The following is a 17680-nucleotide window of genomic DNA, read 5'->3' as shown; positions in this document are numbered from 1 at the left end:
GGATGTCACGGCTTTAGTCACGATTTTCAGCTCCAATCCACTTCGAGATCACTTCGGCCACCCGGGCCGGTTCCTCCTTGGCCAGCAGGCCAAGGTGCTCCAGCTGTACCGTCAGCGGCGAGCCGGGTTCCGGCAGACCCAGGGCCACGATGGCGCTGGTCAGCCCCTGCTGCACGGCCTCCTCCTCCTGGGGCGGCGCCAGTTCCGGCACGCTCTCCGCCGCCGGGGCCGATGGCGCCTCGGCCGGCATCCGCTCGACCCGGATCAGGTGACGAACCATGGGTCGGAGCACAAAGAAGATGAGGCACAGGGCCACCAGTCCCCCGATCAGGTAGCGGAAGTACTGGGTATATTCGGGCAGTTGCCACCAGGGCAGCGGCTCCACCGGGGTCTCGGCCACCACCGCGAAGGGGAACACCGACAAGGAGAACTGGTCGCCACGGCGGTCATCGAAGCCGATGGCATCTTTGACCATCTGGGCCATCTGCGCCTGCTGCGCCGGGGTCCAGGGCTCGGCGCCCTCGGGCCTTTCATTGAGCAGCACCGACACCGACAGCTGCTGCAGCTGGGCCTTCTGGTACTTGGTGTGGCGCACCGAACGGCCCGCCTCGAAGCTGCGGCTGGACTCCTCACTCAGGGTGGTAGACTGGTTGGCCGTCGCCTGGCCGTTGGCATTCTGCTCCGGCGGCTGATTGGACAGGGCACCGGGGATCCCCAGGGCCAGGGAGCCGTTGTTCTGGTTGCTGCGCACCTTCTCCTGCAGCAGCACCACCGAGGGGTCGACGCTCTCCTGGGTCTCCTCCACCTGGTCGAAGTTGATGTCGGCGGAGACCTGCACCCGGTACTGACGGGGGCCCAGCACCGGCAGCAGCATGCTCTCCGCCCGCTGGATCAGCTGCTGTTCCAGGTTGCGGCCGTACTCCACCTGTTGGACACTCAGACCATTGGCGTTGTCCCCCATGGGGTCGTCACCGGCCAGCAGTTCGCCCCTCTGGTCCACCAGCTGGACCCGAGCGGGCTCCAGTCCGGGTACGCTGCCGGCCACCAGGTTGACCACCGCGGCCACCTGTCCGCGGGACAGGGTGGTTCCCGGCTCAAGATCCACCATCACCGACGCCGACACCTGGGCATCCTGCTTGCGGACAAACAGGGTGCGCTTGGGAATCGCCAGGTGGACCCGCGCCGCCTTGACAGAGTCCAGCGCCATGATGGTGCGGGCCATCTCCCCCTCCAGGCCGTGGCGGTATCTGGCCTGCTCCATAAACTGGCTGGAGGTGATGTCACTGGTCAGCTCATCCAGGCCCGACGGCAGCTGGGCCTTGATGCCACGGGCCGCCAGGACCATACGCACGGTCCCCACCTGGGTGTGACCCACCAGCAGCTGACCGCTGCCACCATCGATCTGGTAGTCGATCCCTTCGGACTCCAACACCTCGATGATCCGGGCACTGTCGTAGCCCTCCTGGTTGCCATAGAGCGGACGCAGGTTGCCGCCGGAGCGCCACAGCACAACGACGATGACTACGGCGGCCACCACCGCCAGCACAGACACCAGCAGCACCTGACCCTGGCCCCCTTCGGAGCGGGCGAACTTGCGCCAGGCGCCTTTGAGGCCCTCCAGTGTCCCCAGGGGTTGGGCGGATTGGGATATTACGGTCGACATTGGACTCCCCTACATCGGCATCTTCATGATCTCATCCAGCGCCGCCACCAACCGGTTGCGTACCTGTACCATGGCGCTGAATGAGAGGCTGGCTTTCTGGGAAGCCACCATGGCCCCCACCAGATCGTCACTTTCCCCGGTCTCCACCGCGGCAGTGCGGGCGGTCGCCAGGTTCTGGTCGGCATTGACGCCAACCACCTTCTGCTTCATCAGATCGGAAAAACTGCCCGGTCGGGCCTGATCCTCCGCCGGCCTGATAATGCCGGCAGCCTGGTCCCGGTGCAGGGACATGGTCGCCAGCATCGATTGATCAGTAATGATACTCATGGTTGCTCAGCTTCCTTTACGCGGCGCATTCGGCGCTTTTGATAATGGCATCCACATCGATGCCTGACTCTCGCATCTGCGCCATCTTGTAGCGCAGTGCCCGGGTGGTCATCCCCAGGGTTTCGGCACTGCGGCTGCGATGGCCGTTGAATCGCTTGAGGGTGTCGATGATGTACTGGAACTCCGCCTGTTGCTTAGAGGCTCGCAGCCCCTGGCCGGAGGTGGCGCTGGCGGTGACCGGCACCTGGTTGGGAAGGCCCAGCTCCAGGGCCTGCAGGGCGGTCCCCCGGCGCATCACCAGGGCACGCTGTACGCAGTTGTCCAGCTCGCGGACATTGCCGGGCCAGTCGTGGGCCAGCAGCGCCGCCCGGGCGGACTCGCTGAAGTAACAGCTGTCGTCACCGGCCAGGTGGTTATGACGCTCCAGCAGGTGCTCCGCCAGAGGCAGGATGTCCTCCCGTCGCTCCCTCAGCGGCGGCAGATTCAGCGGCAGCACATCCAGGCGGTAGAAGAGGTCCTCTCGGAAGTTGCCCTCGGTCGCCTCCTTGCGCAGATCCTTGTTGCTGGCGGCGATGATGCGGATGTCCAGGGTGATGGGTTTGTGGCACCCCAGCCTCTCCACCTCCCGCTCCTGCAACACCCTCAGCAACTTGGCCTGTAGCATCATCGGCATCTCACCGATCTCGTCCAGCAACAGGGTGCCGCCGTTGGCCAGTTCGAACTTACCCGCCTTGTCGGCTACGGCACCGGTGAACGCCCCCTTGGCATGACCGAACAACACCGACTCCAGCATCGACTCCGGGATGGCCGCGCAGTTGACCGCCACAAAAGGACGATCGGCCCGGCTGGAGTGGCGATGAATGTAGCGGGCCAGCTGCTCCTTGCCGGTGCCGCTCTCGCCAGAGAGCAGGACACTGGCCTCGGTGGAGGCCGCCCGGTGAGCCAGCATCAGCAACTGCCGGCTGGCCGGCGCCTCGGCCACCAAGTCTTCCCTGGAGGTTTCAATGGTAATGAGGCGGCGGATCAGCCGGTGCAACTGCTCCAGATCCAGCGGGGCAAGCAGGTAGTCCTGGGCGCCGCAGCTCAGGGCGGCACTGGCCACCTCGCCGGCATCGGGATCCACCAGCGCCACCTTAAGGCTGCCGGCGGCGTCGGCCATGCGCCGACCAACCTGCTCCGGCGCACAATCCTGAAGCCCGACCAGTGTCAGCCAGGCGGAGCCCTTGCTGTCGGCGGGGATCAGGTTGAATCCCTGAAGATCCAGTTGCTTCCGGTCACAGCCACTGAGCTCGAATCCAACGATTCGAATGGAGTAGTCATTCATTGTCCGTCTACCTGATCACTGAGGGTTTTGGGCAGGGTTGCACTCATGTCCGGGGCCCCGTTGTCAGCCGCCGCCGTCGCCGGTTGCTCCTCCATCACCAGCCGGATGGTGACCCGGCGGTTGCGCTCCCGCCCCTTACTGGAACCGTTGCTGACGATGGGAAATCGCTCCCCATGGCCACGAATCTCGATCTTGTCTGCCTCGACCCCGGCGGCCACCAGCCGGGCGGCAACCTCGTCGGCACGGGTGCGACTGAGCACCAGGTTGGCCAGGGAGTCGCCGTCGCTGTCGGTGTGGCCGTCCACCAGCACCCGCTTGATGCGAGCGTCGGCCTGGACATAGGCGGCCGCGGCGGCGATCAGCTCACCGGCAGGGCCTGGGGGCTCAATGCCGCCACTGGCATAGTTCAGCTCCAGGCGCCTCACCTGCTCATAGGACATGGGGAGCAGACGCTTCAGGCAGCGGCGCATCTCCAGGGCCGCAGGCTGCCCATGGACATTGGCGCTGGACACTCGCCAGCCCTGGCCCGCCCCATCGTTCAGATCGGCCCGCCAGTTCCAACCCAGCTCCAGCGCCTGCAGAAAGGGGGCCGCCACCGCAACCAGGGTTGCCTCGCCCCGATGCCAACGGGCATCGAACCGGTCCCCCTGCTCGGGTGCCGACGGCTGCCAGCCCGGTTGCTGCAGACTGAAGGTCGCGGTCAGCCCGTCGTCGGGCAGCCAGTCCGATTGCAGTGCCAACACCAGCCCATGGCCGGCGGAGCGGCTCAAGACGAAACGGCCGAAGTTTTCCACTTCATGAGTCAGTCGGCAGTCAAATTTGTCACCGTCAAATTCCCATTCGGCTCTTTCTAGCGGCGTCTCAAAATTAGACATACCAGCAAAAGCAAGTGCCGGAAAAACGACAGTCGTCAAAATCACCTTATTAAGAAAAGCAGGCATTATCGTCGCCGGGGCAATTAAAAGAGTTCACGAGGTTATTATTATTCACCCAAAGAAATCAACTGGAATTTAATGAAGAATAGAGACTTATCTCGCAGGAAAACGCCAATTGAAAATTCGCATTGAACGCCCAGCAAACCCTTGATATGGTAGCCCGAACCTCTGAAACGAGGTAGCAAAATAAAAGCATTTTTTTGACCAAGTCAGATTATTGACTTTTATTTTGAGTGAGATAAGCACGATTAACGCGCAATAAAAAAACACTACTGAATATTTAATGCGGAATTATGGTTTTTCGAGGTGAGGAAATTTTTTTCCGCCCCGGAAGCGGAACGGAAATCCTGGGTAGTTTTTTTAAGAGCCAGAAAATGAGCTTTTTCAGATGAAAACAACAGCAAAAGCAAAGCGCCTGGCAAATAGCAAGGAGCTGACCGTAAGGCCTGTAGTTCTGGTCCAGGAAAAGTTAGCCCGCAGCCGGTTGGTGCGGCAGCTGGAACTGGGTCACAGCCAGATGCTCGACGCGGTACTGCAGATCTTCAAGCCCCTGATGCGACTCGGCCAGGCGACCCCGACCCGGGTAAGACTGGATGAACAGCCTCTGCCGCCGGCTCAGGGCAATGCCAACTTCGTCCTGAGCCATGGCCGAACCGCCCTGGCCTGGCTGGCCATCGACCGCTGCACCCTGGACCAGTTGGCCAGCAGCTATTACGGCGGCGCCAGCCAGCGCCTGGTCAGCCCCCTGCGCCCCATCAGCCACTCAGAGCTACGGCTGGCCCACCGCATCGTCGCCGCCAGCCTGGACACCCTACCCAAGACCAGGCTGTCGATGGCGAGCCTGGATCTGGAGGTGCTCCCCAGTCTCGACGGCGTCCAGGCGCCGGTTTGCTGGCGGTTCGAGTGGCCCCGAAGCCACCCCTTTGAACCGATCCGCCTCTACGTTTCCGAGGCGCTTCTGGGCTCTTTGTCGGAACAGCCCAGCGATCGCAAAAGCGACCCGGAACTGAAGAATAAGGTGAAACAGCGCCTGACCCAGATTCCGGTTCAGGCCAGGGTGGAGCTGGCCCGCAAAGCGGTGCCGGTTCAGGTACTCAACGAATTGAAACAGGGCGATATCCTGCCCATCCATCTGCACGCGCGCTGCCCGGTGGCCATCGGTGGCCGTACCCAGTTCTATGCCAGCGTGCATGCCCAAGACGGCAAACTGGTGGCGAAGCTCAACCAGGATGCCCATAAAGCTGAGGAGTATTAACGTGGTTGAAGACAACCTGCTCGACGACGATCTGCTGCTGGATGATCTGCTGGAGGAGGAGCTGCCGGAATCGGCGCCATCGGCCAGCGCACCGTCCCGCCCAAAACGGGACATGGGCTTCTTTCAGCAGCTGCCGGTACAGGTATCACTGGAGCTGGCCAGCGCCGAGATGACCCTCGGTGAGCTGACTACCCTGGGCGAGGGGGACGTCATCACCCTGGACCGCATGGTCGGGGAGCCCCTGGATCTGCGGGTCAACGGTTCCCTGCTGGGCCGGGGAGAGGTGGTGGAGGTCAACGGCCGCTACGGCGTCCGGTTGCTTGAAGTGGAAAACACCAAGGTGGCCGGCGGGATCGATGGCTAAGTTGGGCCGCTTCTGGCCGCTGCTGCTGCTGGCATTGCCCTTCGCCGTTGGCGCCGAGGGGCTGACCCTGCTGACCCTGGACGACGGCGATCAATCCCAGGCGGTCAACATCAAGCTGGAGATCCTGGCCCTGATGACCGCCATCAGCCTGCTGCCGGCTCTGCTGCTGATGGCCACCAGCTTCACCCGCATCATCGTGGTACTGGCGGTGCTGCGCCAGGCGCTGGGGCTGCAGCAGAGCCCCCCCAACAAGGTGTTGCTGGGGATCGCCCTGATTCTCACCCTGTTCATCATGCGCCCAGTGGGCGAGCAGATCTACGCCGACGCAGTCAAGCCCTATGATGGCGGCGAGATCAGCATAGTAGAGGCCGCCCGGCGGGCCGAGGTGCCCCTGCGCGGCTTCATGCTGGCCCAGACCCGGGAGTCCGATCTGGAGCAGATGATACGCATCTCCGGCGAATCACTGGACCTGGCCCCGGATGAGGTGCCGTTTCTGACCCTGATGCCCGCCTTCGTGCTCAGTGAGCTCAAGACCGCCTTCCAGATCGGCTTCCTGCTGTTCCTGCCCTTCCTGGTCATCGACCTGGTAGTGGCCAGCGTGTTGATGTCCATGGGGATGATGATGCTGTCGCCGCTGATCATCTCCCTGCCCTTCAAGCTGATGGTGTTTGTCCTGGCCGATGGCTGGAGCATGACCGTCGGCACCCTGGCCGCCAGCTTCGGATAGCCCTATGGATACCCAAGTACTCAGTACTCTGTTTGCCGATGCCGTACTGCTGGTGGTGAATATGGTGGCGGTGCTGATCCTGCCCGGCCTGGCGCTGGGGATCCTGATCGCCGTGTTCCAGGCGGCCACCCAGGTAAACGAGCAGACCCTGAGCTTCCTGCCGAAGCTGATCATGACCCTGCTGATGGTACTGTTCGCCGGCCACTGGCTGCTGCGGCAGCTCATCGACCTGTTCCAGAGGTTGTTCCATGACATTCCCTACCTCATCGGCTAGGCCATGCTGACCCTTACCAGCGCCGAACTGGGCAGCCTGCTGGGACACGTCTGGTGGCCCTTCTGCCGGCTGATGGGGGCCTTCACCGTGCTGCCGATGTTCTCCAGCGCCCACCTGCCGATGCGGGCCAAGATCCTGCTTGCCCTGGTGCTGTCGGTGGTGATGGCCCCCATGGTGCCAGCGCCGCCCCAGGTGGATGCCACCTCCCTGACCGCGGCGCTGCTGGCCGCCGAGCAGATCCTCACCGGCATCATCCTGGCGTTTCCGCTGTTGCTGCTGCTGCACGCCCTCACGGTGCTGGGGTCGGTGGTGTCGATGCAGATGGGCCTCTCCATGGCGGTCATGAACGACCCGGTGAACGGCATGAGCCAGGCCATCATCAGCCAGCTGCTGATGCTCTACGGCATCCTGATGTTCCTGGTGCTGGAGGGGCATCTGGTGGCCCTGGGGATCCTGGTGGACAGTTTCACCCTGTGGCCGGTAGGCAGCGGTGTGCTGAACCTGCCGCTGGAGCATCTGGTCCAGCGTCTGGGATGGATGTTTGCCGCCGCCCTGACCCTGGCCATTCCCGCCGTCACCGCCATGCTGCTGGTCAACCTCACCTTCGGGGTGCTCAGCCGGGCCGCCCCCAGTTTCAACATCTTTGCCCTGGGTTTCCCCATGTCGATGATGATGGGCCTGGTGTGCCTGCTGCTGGTGTTCACCGGGCTGCCCAGTCTCTACAGCGAACTCACCAGTGATGCCCTGCGGGCGATGCTGCACGCCATCGGGGGAACGCCATGAGCAATCAGCAGGGCGGCGACAAAACCGAACAACCCACGGCCAGCCGCCTGAGGAAGGCCAGGGAGCAGGGCCAGGTTGCTCGCTCCAAGGATTTTGCCAGCGCCGTGCTGCTGTTGGGGGCGGCCACCCTGCTCGACGGCGGCAGCGGCTACCTGGCCAGCTTTATTCAGGGGGTCAGCGCCGACAACCTGTCGCTGACCCGTGAGGATCTCGAGGTGGCGGGGATGATGCAGCAGCATCTGGGGCTGGCACTGCTGATGCTGCTTCAGGCCCTGGTCCCCCTGCTGGCCGGGCTCTACCTGCTCACCGCCGCCGCGGCCTCCCTGCCGGGAGGGCCACTGCTGAGCCTGAACAACGCCGGGTTCAAGCTCAGCCGCATCAGCCTGATCGCCGGCTTCGGCAGGCTGGTCTCTCTCAATGCCCTGGCGGAGCTGGGCAAGTCAGTCCTCAAGGTGGTGTTGATTGCCGGCACCATGGGGCTCTACCTGCGCCAGGTCTGGGTCTCCCTGCCCCACCTGGCCCGCCAGCCGTTGCCCCTGGCTCTGGAGCGGGCCTCAGATCTGCTGACCACCGGCCTCTACTGGCTGGCGGGGGCCGTGGCGGTGGTCGGCCTCATCGACCTGCCCTATCAGCTCTGGAGCCACCGACGAAAGCTGAAGATGAGCAAGCAGGAGGTTAAGGATGAGCACAAGCAGCAGGAGGGCAAACCCGAGGTCAAATCGCGCATCCGCCAGCTGCAGCAGAAGATGGCCCGAGGCCGGGCGGAAGTGGCGCTTCCCCAGGCCGATGTGCTGCTGGTCAACCCCAGCCACTACGCGGTGGCGCTGAAGTACGACCCCGAGCGCGCCGACGCCCCCTATGTGCTGGCCAAGGGGGTCGATGAGGTGGCGCTGTACATGCGGTCACTGGCACCAAAATACCAACTGGAGGTGGTCAGCGCGCCGCCTCTGGCCCGGGCCATCTACTACTCCACCCAGGTGGAACAGCAGATCCCGTCCCAGCTCTACCACGCCATCGCCCACGTGCTCAGCTATGTGCTGCAGTTGAAGGCGTTCAGGCAGGGCACACAGGGGCGCCCCGAGCCCCTGCCCCAGTTTCATATTCCCCAACACCTGCGTCACGATTGAGGATAACCGATGACACGGCTGCTACAGGCACTGACTGACAACAAAGGCTTTATGGGCATCCCGGTGATGCTGCTGGCTATCCTGGCCATGGTGATTCTGCCATTGCCACCCTGGCTGCTGGATATCCTGTTCACCTTCAACATTATCCTGGCTATCCTGGTGCTGCTGGTGTCCGTGTCCATTCGCCGGCCCCTGGAGTTCTCCGTTTTCCCCACCCTGCTGCTGCTGGCCACCCTGATGCGGCTGACCCTGAACGTCGCCTCGACCCGGGTGGTGCTGATCGAGGGCCACCAGGGCGGCGACGCCGCCGGTAAGGTGATCCAGGCGTTCGGTGAGGTGGTGATTGGCGGCAACTACGTGGTGGGCGCGGTGGTGTTCCTGATCCTGATGATCATCAACTTCGTGGTGATCACCAAGGGCGGCGAGCGCATCTCCGAGGTCTCGGCCCGCTTCACCCTCGATGCCCTGCCCGGCAAGCAGATGGCCATCGACGCCGATCTCAACGCCGGCACCCTGACCCAGGATCAGGCCAGGAAACGGCGCCAGGAGGTGGCCCGGGAAGCGGACTTCTACGGGGCGATGGACGGTGCCTCCAAGTTTGTCCGGGGGGACGCCATCGCCGGCATCCTGATCCTGGCGATCAACATCATTGGCGGCATCTGCATCGGCGTGTTCATGTACGATCTCGGCGCCGCCGAGGCGTTCAAGACCTACGCCCTGCTGACCATAGGTGACGGCCTGGTGGCCCAGATCCCGTCATTGCTGCTGGCCACCGCCGCCGCCATCGTGGTGACCCGGGTCTCCGACGCCGAGGAGATGCCCAAGCAGCTCTCCCGTCAGTTGCTGGCCAACCCCAAGGTGCTGGGCACCGCCGCCGGGGTGATGGCGATCCTGGGCCTGGTGCCCGGCATGCCGGCCCTGGTGTTCCTCTCCTTCGCCGGAGTCATCGGCTTCGTCGCCCTGCGCCAGGGACAGTTGGCACCCGCCTCTCCTCTGGAGGAGGTAGAGGAGAAGGCGCAGGAGCTGATCAACGAGCCCGCCCAGCCCAGTTGGGAGGCGCTGCCGCACACCGACATCATCGAACTGGGGGTGGGCTATCGCCTGGTCCACCTGGTGGACCGCAGCCAGGGGGCCGAGCTGATCAAGCGCCTCACCGGCATCCGCCGTACCCTGTCGGAGCAGGCCGGATTCCTGCTGCCCGAGGTGAGAGTGCGAGATAACCTCTCCCTTCCGCCCAACGGCTACCAGATCGCCATCCTGGGCACCCCCCTGGCCCAGGAGGAGCTGCAGCCCGAACGGCTGCTGGCGATCCAGAGCGGGCCGGTCTACGGCAACATCGAGGGGATCATCACCAAGGATCCCGCCTATCAGATGGACGCCATCTGGATCGACGGCGCCGACAAGGCCAAGGCGCTGAATCTGGGGTACTCGGTGGTGGATCACGCCACCATCATCGCCACCCACGTCAGCAAGCTGCTGCGCGAAGCCCTACCCAATATGCTGCAGCACGATGACATTGCCGCCCTGGGGGAGCGACTGGCCCTGGTCGCCCCCAAGCTGTCGGAGGCGCTGTCCACCGCCCTGACCCCGGTACAGCAGCTGAAAACCTTCCGACTGCTGCTGCGGGAACAGGTCTCCCTGAAGGATATCCGCACCGTCGCCACCACCCTGCTCGAGAGCAGCGAGACCACCAAGGACCCGGTGCTGCTGGCTGCCGATGTGCGCTGCGCCCTCAAGCACAACCTGGTGCACCAGATCGCCGGCGACAGCGACAAGCTCAGCGTCATCACCCTGGCCCCCGAGATCGAACAGCAGCTGCTCACCGCCCTCAACCAGGCGCAACAGGGTGGCCAGGTGGCTCTGGACTCCTTCCCGGTGGATCCGCAACTGCTGGCGAAGCTGCAGCAGGCGATGCCGGAGCACCTGGCCGCCGCCCGCCAGCAGGGCCTGCCGCCGCTGCTGCTGGTGGCACCTCAATTGCGACCGCTGCTGGGCCGCTACGCCCTGGCCTTCGCCCGCGGCCTCAACGTGCTCTCCTACAACGAGGTCCCGGAAACCCGCGAACTGGAGATCGCCGCCCAGCTCACCCCCTGATCTTGCTTCTCCACGCCAGGGAGTGGCTTTTGGGCCCCGCAGAGCATCCGGCTGCGGGGCCCTTTTCTCCCCCAGCCCCTTTGCGTACAATGACCCGCTTTGATTGCCGGAGACCCCCAGATGCAGCGCTTGAACAGCACCACCCATCCTGACGCCATCCCCCAGGGCAGCGAGACCCTGCGCCAGGCGGTGCGGGCCGCCATCCTCGACGGCGAACAGATTCTGCTGCTCTACACCCAGCGCTACGAGGACTACAGCCTGCCCGGTGGCGGGGTGGATCCGGGAGAGAGTCTGGAGCAGGCGCTGCTGCGCGAGGTGGCCGAGGAGACCGGCGCCACCAACCTGGCCATCCTTGAGGAACTCGGGCTCTATGAAGAGCTGCGCCCATGGTACAAGGAGGACGCCGACAACCAGCGGATGCACTCCTACTGCTATCGGTGCCGCGCCGATCGCGAGCTGGGCGACACCCTGCTGGAGCACTACGAGCGGCAGAACGGCATGCGCCCGCTGTGGGTGAACATCCACGACGCCATCGCCCACAACCACAAGACCATGGCCGCCAGCCCCAAGGCAGGCCTGTCGATCCAGCGGGAAACCTGGCTGCTGGAGTACCTGGCAGCCCGGCTGGAGGCAAACCGGGAACGGGTCGCTTAACCCAGACAGCAGAGAGGGCGCCTCAGGCGCCCTCTCTCGTTGCGGCTCAAGGGGGCCTGCCCTAACCGGCGATCACCCCGAGGCGGGCCAGATCGGCAACCTCCTCCTCGCCGAAGCCCAGCTCCCTGAGCACCGCCAGGCTATCCTCGCCCAGGGCCGCGCCCGGACGGATTTGCTGCTCCCGGTTCAGCGGGCAGGCCAGCTGAGTCAGTTTCTGCCCCTGATGATCGACCTGCCTCACCATGCCGCGCTCGACGAACTGGGGATGAGCCATGGCCTCATCCAGGGTCAGTACCGGCTCGACGCAGCAGTCCAGGGGGGCGAATACCTGCTGCCAATACGCCAGCGTCTGACCGGCGATCACTTCGGCAATCTCCCCCTTCAGCCGGGCCTGCTGACCTGCAGTGGCCGATGCCTGCGATGCCCATTTGGGCCGGCCGATGGCCCGGAAAAAGGCCAGGGCAAACTGGGGCTCCAGGGCCCCCACCGCCAGGTAACGATCATCGGCGGTGGCGTAATAGTCGTAGACGCCGCCTCCGTTCAGCACCTCAGTGCCCGGTCCGGGGACCGGCGCCCCCGCTCCCACCGCCGCCGCGGCCAGGGCGTTGAGGGCCAGGGCCCCCTCGGCCATGGCGACATCCAGATGCTGACCCCGGCCGCTGCGCTGGCGCTCAAACAGCGCCGCCAGGATGGCGATCACCGCCTGCTGGGAGCCTCCGGCCAGATCCGCCAGTTGGGTACCGCCGAGCACCGGCTCCCTGCGGCCGCTGTAGCTGGCCAGTCCCGACAACGCCAGGTAGTTGATGTCGTGCCCGGCCCGGCTGGCCAGGGGCCCGCTTTGGCCATAGCCGGTGAGGGAGCAGTAGATCAGCGCCGGGTTACACTCACTGAGACTGGGGTAATCCAGCCCCAGGCGGGCCATCACCCCGGGACGGAACTGCTCCAGCAGGATGTCGTGCTCCGCCACCAGCCGCCGCACCACCGCCCTGGCCTCCGGCGCCTTGAGATCCAGCGCCAGGCTGCGCTTGTTGCGGTTGAGGCTAAGGTGCGCCGCCGACTCCCCGCCCACCCTGGGGCTCAGTTGCCTGAGCAGATCCGGCCTGGAGGGGGACTCGATGCGGATCACCTCGGCCCCCATGTCCGCCAGCAGCTGGCTGGCGAAGGGCCCCGGCAACAGGGTGGAGAAATCCAGCACCTTGAGGCCGGTCAGGGGGCCACTGGCTTCGGGGCTCATTGCTGCTCCAGCATCTTGCGGGCGATGATCAGTTTCATCACCTCACTGGTGCCGGCGTAGATCCGCTGTACCCTGGCATCGGCCCAGGCCCGGGCCACCGGGTACTCCCACATGTAGCCATAGCCGCCGTGCAACTGCAGGCACTCATCCAGCACCTCACCCTGAAGCTCAGTGGTGAGCAGCTTCACCTCGGCAGCCATGGCCGCATCCAACCTGCCCTCCAGGTGCAGTTCGATGCAGCGGTCGGTAAACACCCGGGCCGCATCCAGCTTGGTGCGGCACTCCGCCAATTTGAACTGGGTGTTCTGCAGGGCGGCGATGGGCTTGCCGAAGGCGCGTCGTTCAGACACGTAGGCGACCGTCTGCGCCAGGATCGACTCGGCATTGGCCACCGCGTTGCTGGCCACCGACAGCCGCTCCTGGGGTAGCTCCCGCATCAGGTAGGCGAAACCGGCCCCCTCCTCCCCCAGCAGGGCGTCGGAGGGCAGGCGCACACTGTCGAAGAACAGCTCCGAGGTGTCCTGGGCCTTCATGCCGATCTTCTCCAGATTGCTGCCGCGGCTGAACCCGGCCATTCCCGCCTCCACCAGGAACAGGCTGAAGCCCCGGGAGCCGGCACCGGGATCGGTGCGGGCCACTACGATCACCAGGTCGGCGTGCTGACCATTGGTGATGAAGGTCTTGGCGCCACTGAGCAGCCAGCCGTCGCCAACACGCTCGGCACGAGTGCGGATCCCCTGCAGGTCCGAGCCGGTGCCCGGCTCAGTCATGGCGATGGCGGTCACCAACTCGCCGCTGATGCAACCGGGCAACAGCCGCCGCTTCTGGGCCTCACTGCCATAGTGGAGGAGGTAGGGCACGGCGATGTCCGAGTGCAGCCCCCAGCCCAGTCCAGACGCCCCCATCCGGGCGATCTCCTCGTTGATGATGACGTTGTAGCGAAAATCCACCCCCACCCCGCCATAGGCCTCAGGCAGGGTTGGACAGAGAAACCCCTGTTCCCCCGCCTTGAGCCACAGGCTGCGGTCGACGCAGCCCTCCTTCTCCCACTGGGCGTGGAAGGGCAGCACCTCCGCCTCCAGGAAGCGGCGGACGCTGTCGCGAAACAGTTGATGGTCACTGTCAAACAGGGTTCTTGGAAACATACTCTCCTCCTTGAAATCAGTTGGTGTCAGGGTCTGTTGATCTTTGCCTAGTAGCCCTGCCCCTTGGTAGCGCGCGCTCTCAAGCCGTCGGGCACCCGGAAGCGCTCGCCGTGGTTGTCGGCCAGCTCGTCGGCCCGGGCCACGAAGGCCGCGGCCCCCAGATGATCGATAAACTGGATGGCGCCCCCGCTCCAGGCGGGAAAACCAATGCCGAAGATGGAGCCCACGTCGGCATCGCGACGATGACCCAGCACCCCCTCCTCCAGGCAGCGCGCCGTCTCCACCGCCATGATGAACAGCAGCCGATCCTTAAGCTGCTGCACATCGGGCTGCACCTCCGCCTGGGGGAAGTGCCCGCCCAGGCCGCTCCACAGTCGCTTCTTCTTCCCCTGGGGGTAGTCGTAGAACCCCTGCCCCACGGCCTTGCCCGCCCGCTCCAGCTCCAGCATGCGGTCGATCACCGGGTCCGACTCCCTGGGCGGCGCGGTAATCCCCTCTTCGGCCAAATCCGCCTCCGTCTGATTTCGAATCTTCTCCATCAGGGTCAGGCTGACCTCGTCGGAGACCGCCAGCGGCCCCACCGGGAACCCCGCCAGCCAGGCGGCATTCTCGATGGCGGCCGGAGCCACCCCTTCCGCCAGCATGGCGATCCCCTCGTTGGTGAAGGTGGCGAACACCCGGGAGGTGAAGAAACCGCGGCTGTCGTTGACCACGATCGGCGTCTTGCCCAGTTGCAGCACGAAGTCATAGGCCCGGGCCAGGGACTCGGGCGAGGTCTGCTGGCCGCAGATGATCTCCACCAGGGGCATCTTGTCCACCGGGGAGAAGAAGTGCAGGCCGATGAAGTTCTCCGGTCGCGTCGATGCCTGGGCCAGGCCGGTAATGGGCAGGGTGGAGGTGTTGGAGGCCATCAGTGCATGGTCGGCCAGCACCGCCTCCGCCTCCCGGGTCACCTGGGCCTTGAGCGAGCGGTTTTCGAATACCGCCTCGATCACCAGCTCACACCCCACCAGATCCGCTACCGATTCCGTCGGCCGGATGCGCTCGAGCAGCTGCCGAGCCTGGGCCTCGCTGCTGCGCCCCCGCTCAACCCGCTTCGCCATCCGCCCCTCACTGTAGGCTTTGCCCTTGTGGGCCAGCTCCAGGCTGATGTCTTTCAGCACCACCTCCATCTCTCTGGAGGCGGCGGCATAGGCGATGCCGGCCCCCATCATCCCGGCCCCCAGCACCCCGACCCGGGTCACCCTGGAGGGGGCGAACTCCGGAGGACGTCCGGCGCCCCCCTTGATGGCGTTGAGCTCAAACCAGAAGGTGTTGATCAGGTTCTTCGCCTGCTGGCTGCACACCAGCTGGACAAAGTAGCGGGACTCGATGCGGCAGGCGGTGTCGAAATCCACCTGGGCCCCCTCCACCATGGCGCAGAGGATCGCCTCCGGGGCGGGCATCACCCCCTTGGTCTTCTTGCGCAGCATGGCCGGAGCCAGCGCCAGCATCTGCGCCACCTTGGGGGAGCCGGGATTGCCTCCGGGCAGACGATAGCCCTTTTCATCCCAGGGCTGAGCCGCCTTGGGATGGGCCTGGATATACTCCCTGGCCAGCTGCAGCATCCCCTGCTCAGACTGCGCCAACTGGTGCACCAGCCCCGTCTCCAGCGCCTGGACCGGGGAGAACTGGCGTCCCTCGGTCAGCAGCGGCAGCGCCTGCTGCAAACCGAAGATGCGCACGGTGCGGGCCACGCCTCCGCCACCGGGGAGCAGCCCCAGGGTGACCTCGGGCAGCCCGACATTCACCCCCTTGCTGTCCAGGGCGATACGATGATGGCAGGCCAGAGCCAGCTCCCAACCGCCGCCGAGGGCGGCGCCGCCGATGCAGGCCACCACCGGCCTGCCGCCGGTCTCCAGGACGCGCAGACTGGCCTTGATCGACTCCACCATATTGAAGAAGGGCTCGGCGCCGTCCCGGGTCACCTGGGCTATCTGCCCCAGGTCGCCCCCGGCGAAGAAGGTGCGCTTGGCGGAACGCAGGATAATGCCGGTGTAGCTCATCGTCTCGATGGCTTTCACCGTGGTGGCCAGGTCCTCGGCAAAAGCCTGGTCCATCAGATTGGCGGAGGCGCCGGGTTTATCCAGCACCAGCTGCAGGATGCCGTCACTCTCCAGTTCGATTCGTACGCTGCTCATGCTCTACTCCCTCAGACTCGCTCGATGATGGTGGCAATGCCCATGCCGCCACCCACACACAGGGTGGCCATCCCCCGCTGCAGATCCCTGACCTCCAACTCATCGAGCAGGGTGCCGAGGATCATGGCGCCGGTGGCCCCCAGGGGATGGCCCATGGCGATGGCCCCGCCGTTGACGTTGACTCTCTCCAGGGGCACGTCCATCTCGTTGATGAAGCGCAGCACCACCGAGGCAAACGCCTCGTTCACCTCATACAGGTCGATATCATCCGAGCTCAGCCCGGCCAGGGCCAGCGCCTTGCGGGCCGCCGGAGCCGGGCCGGTGAGCATGATGGTGGCATCGCTGCCCACCACCGCGGTGGCAATCACCCTGGCCCGGGGGATCATGTTGAACCTCTGGCCCGCCGCCTCGCTGCCCACCAGCACCAGAGCGGCGCCGTCGACGATGCCGGAGGCGTTGCCCGGGGTGTGCCGGTGGTCAATGCGCTCCACCTGGGGATATTTGGCCCGGGCCACCTCATCGAAGCCCACCTCCCCCAGGGCCTGGAAGGAGGGGGTGAGGCCCCCTAGGGTCTCCAGGCTGCAGTCGGGCCGCACCAGCTCATCGTGGTCCAGCAGGACCAGGCCATTCTGATCGGTCACCGGCACCAGGCTGCGGGCAAAGGCACCCCGCTTCCAGGCGGACGCCGCATTCTGATGAGAGCGCTGGGCGAACAGGTCCAGATCCTTCCTGGAGTAACCATCCAGGGTGGCGATGAGGTCGGCGCCGATCCCCTGGGGCATGAAGCCGGTGGTCAGGTTGGTGGCGGGATCATTGGCCCAGGCGCCGCCGTCTGAGCCCATGGGCACCCGCGACATCGACTCAACCCCGCCGGCCACCACCAGTTGCTCCCAGCCGGAGCGCACCTTCATCGCCGCCATGTTGACCGCCTCCAGCCCGGAGGCGCAGAAGCGGTTGAGGGTCACCCCGGCGACATCATCGTCCCAGCCGGCGGCCAGGGTGGCGGTCTTGGCGATGTCCGCCCCCTGATCCCCCACGGCGGACACACAGCCGAGAACCACATCGTCCACGGCCCGGGTATCGAAACCATTACGCTGCTGCAAACTGAGGAGCAATCCGGTCAGCAGTGAGATGGGCTTGGCCTCGTACAGGGCCCCGGAGGCTTTGCCTCGCCCCCTGGGAGTGCGGATGGCATCGAAAAGATAGGCGTGCTGTGTCATCAATCATCCTTGCTGAAATGAACCTGTTATCACTCTAGGCAAGGCAGCGGGATTTGATAATGACCTTTCTCGTCAAAGGCAGTGACCTTACTGCTCACCCAGGGATGACCGGACACAAAAAGGGCTGTGTCTGAGTTAGCTGTTTAAGTTATGCCATGCCTTGGCTTTACCGGGCTAGCCCCTGTCATGACACGCTCAAACATGAGCGGGGAGTTGCTGCTCATTTCAACAAGCACTGGACCCTGACGTTCGTCAGGGTGACGACTGTTCGTGTGGCGCAGCGAGTACCTGGTAGTAGGTCTCAGGAGTCATTTGCAGGTTCGTACAGCATGGATTCAACCCTCCACGGCTACCTCAAGCACAGTCACGCCGGT

At 64.8% G+C, this 17680-nt stretch carries 16 protein-coding genes; 8 read left to right on the top strand and 8 right to left on the bottom strand.

Annotated elements, in window-relative coordinates:
- Positions 1–13: 13 nt before the first annotated feature.
- From fliF to FCL40_RS15010, 4 genes are read right to left on the bottom strand one after another with little or no spacing between them, the layout of a single operon-like run.
- Complete coding sequence (gene fliF, locus FCL40_RS15025) at positions 14–1663, bottom strand: flagellar basal-body MS-ring/collar protein FliF (protein ID WP_136854120.1); 1650 nt, start codon at positions 1661–1663, stop codon at positions 14–16.
- Positions 1664–1672: 9 nt separating this feature from the next.
- The gene (fliE, locus tag FCL40_RS15020; protein ID WP_136854119.1) at positions 1673–1990 is read right to left on the bottom strand and encodes a flagellar hook-basal body complex protein FliE; all 318 of its coding nucleotides are present in this window, start codon (positions 1988–1990) and stop codon (positions 1673–1675) included.
- Positions 1991–2006: 16 nt separating this feature from the next.
- A complete protein-coding gene (locus tag FCL40_RS15015) occupies positions 2007–3314 on the bottom strand; it encodes a sigma-54 interaction domain-containing protein (RefSeq protein WP_136854118.1) in 1308 nt (435 codons plus the stop codon).
- Positions 3311–4189 carry a MotY family protein gene (locus FCL40_RS15010; protein WP_169307149.1) on the bottom strand — a complete coding sequence of 293 codons (879 nt, stop codon included), beginning with the start codon at positions 4187–4189 and terminating at the stop codon, positions 3311–3313. The genes FCL40_RS15015 and FCL40_RS15010 overlap by 4 nt, the downstream gene beginning before the upstream one ends.
- Before the next feature lie 448 nt (positions 4190–4637).
- Between FCL40_RS15010 and FCL40_RS15005 the strand changes: the two genes are divergently transcribed.
- The 8 genes from FCL40_RS15005 (at position 4638) to FCL40_RS14970 (ending at position 11527) form a co-directional block, all read left to right on the top strand.
- Positions 4638–5504, top strand: a complete 867-nt coding sequence (locus FCL40_RS15005) for a FliM/FliN family flagellar motor switch protein (protein WP_136854116.1) — start codon at positions 4638–4640, stop codon at positions 5502–5504.
- A gap of 1 nt (position 5505) precedes the next feature.
- On the top strand, positions 5506–5868 hold the full coding sequence (locus FCL40_RS15000; protein WP_136854115.1) for a FliM/FliN family flagellar motor switch protein: 363 nt from the start codon (positions 5506–5508) through the stop codon (positions 5866–5868).
- A complete protein-coding gene (fliP, locus tag FCL40_RS14995; RefSeq protein WP_136854114.1) occupies positions 5861–6595 on the top strand; it encodes a flagellar type III secretion system pore protein FliP in 735 nt (244 codons plus the stop codon). Before FCL40_RS15000 ends, fliP begins: the two co-directional genes overlap by 8 nt.
- A 4-nt stretch (positions 6596–6599) precedes the next feature.
- Positions 6600–6869, top strand: a complete 270-nt coding sequence (locus tag FCL40_RS14990; protein WP_136854113.1) for a flagellar biosynthetic protein FliQ — start codon at positions 6600–6602, stop codon at positions 6867–6869.
- Positions 6870–6872: 3 nt separating this feature from the next.
- A complete protein-coding gene (fliR, locus tag FCL40_RS14985) occupies positions 6873–7652 on the top strand; it encodes a flagellar biosynthetic protein FliR (RefSeq protein WP_136854112.1) in 780 nt (259 codons plus the stop codon).
- Positions 7649–8779, top strand: coding sequence for a flagellar type III secretion system protein FlhB (flhB, locus tag FCL40_RS14980; protein WP_136854111.1), 1131 nt, complete (start codon positions 7649–7651; stop codon positions 8777–8779). Before fliR ends, flhB begins: the two co-directional genes overlap by 4 nt.
- Positions 8780–8788: 9 nt before the next feature.
- Positions 8789–10873, top strand: a complete 2085-nt coding sequence (gene flhA, locus FCL40_RS14975; protein ID WP_136854110.1) for a flagellar biosynthesis protein FlhA — start codon at positions 8789–8791, stop codon at positions 10871–10873.
- A gap of 120 nt (positions 10874–10993) precedes the next feature.
- Positions 10994–11527, top strand: a complete 534-nt coding sequence (locus tag FCL40_RS14970; protein WP_136854109.1) for an NUDIX hydrolase — start codon at positions 10994–10996, stop codon at positions 11525–11527.
- Between the two features lie 61 nt (positions 11528–11588).
- On the opposite strand, the gene FCL40_RS14965 is transcribed toward FCL40_RS14970, so the two are convergent.
- From FCL40_RS14965 to FCL40_RS14950, 4 genes are read right to left on the bottom strand one after another with little or no spacing between them, the layout of a single operon-like run.
- A complete protein-coding gene (locus FCL40_RS14965; protein WP_136854108.1) occupies positions 11589–12761 on the bottom strand; it encodes a CaiB/BaiF CoA transferase family protein in 1173 nt (390 codons plus the stop codon).
- Positions 12758–13906 carry an acyl-CoA dehydrogenase family protein gene (locus FCL40_RS14960; protein ID WP_136854107.1) on the bottom strand — a complete coding sequence of 383 codons (1149 nt, stop codon included), beginning with the start codon at positions 13904–13906 and terminating at the stop codon, positions 12758–12760. The genes FCL40_RS14965 and FCL40_RS14960 overlap by 4 nt, the downstream gene beginning before the upstream one ends.
- Before the next feature lie 47 nt (positions 13907–13953).
- Positions 13954–16086: a 3-hydroxyacyl-CoA dehydrogenase NAD-binding domain-containing protein gene (locus tag FCL40_RS14955; RefSeq protein ID WP_136854106.1), complete on the bottom strand. Its 2133-nt coding sequence runs from the start codon at positions 16084–16086 to the stop codon at positions 13954–13956.
- Positions 16087–16097: 11 nt separating this feature from the next.
- The gene (locus tag FCL40_RS14950) at positions 16098–17306 is read right to left on the bottom strand and encodes an acetyl-CoA C-acetyltransferase (protein ID WP_136854105.1); all 1209 of its coding nucleotides are present in this window, start codon (positions 17304–17306) and stop codon (positions 16098–16100) included.
- Positions 17307–17680 lie beyond the last annotated feature (374 nt).

It is taken from the genome of Ferrimonas sediminicola (genome assembly GCF_005116715.1).
Taxonomy (GTDB): Bacteria; Pseudomonadota; Gammaproteobacteria; order Enterobacterales; family Shewanellaceae; genus Ferrimonas; species Ferrimonas sediminicola.
This window is presented reverse-complemented; position numbering and strand designations above follow the sequence as displayed.